The organism is Pseudomonas moorei, from assembly GCF_008801475.1.
Classification (GTDB): domain Bacteria; phylum Pseudomonadota; class Gammaproteobacteria; order Pseudomonadales; family Pseudomonadaceae; genus Aquipseudomonas; species Aquipseudomonas moorei.
On record NZ_VZPP01000047.1, the window covers coordinates 1 to 466 of the forward strand.

A 466-nucleotide genomic window follows, 5' to 3' on the forward strand; every position below is an offset into this window, starting at 1 on the left:
CATGATGATCAGCCCCCCGACAATCACCGGCAGCAACCCAAGAATCCATGCGGACAGACGCGTCTCAGCCGACAACGCCAGCAGTTCTTGCTGGGCCTGCTGGCGGTCACGCATAAATGCAGCAGTGCGCTCCATCACGATGTCGGCCCGCCCACCGTAGCGCAATGAAAGCCGCAGCACAGAGGCCACCAAGATCAACTCATTCACGCGGTACTGCTGCCCTACAACCGATACCGCCGCATCCAGGTCCTTGCCTGCGCGCTGCATTTGCGTAATCGCCATCAGGCAATTGCGCAATGGGGCCTCAGTGTTGGCGCTGGCTGCCTGAAATGCCGACGGCACCGCACTGCCGATGGTCATCAGGCGTACCACGCCATCGAGGAACCCTGGCAACTGCCGCAGCAGGCGCTCGTTGATGCGCCGGGTGCGGTTCCAGAACAGGAAGATGGCAATCAGTGCATACAGC

General features: G+C 61.2%; 1 protein-coding gene. It reads right to left on the minus strand.

Annotated features, from left to right (window positions below):
- Positions 1-466, minus strand: a 466-nt coding sequence (locus F7R06_RS30660) for a type II secretion system F family protein (protein WP_212613260.1), incomplete at both ends; no start/stop codon positions are given.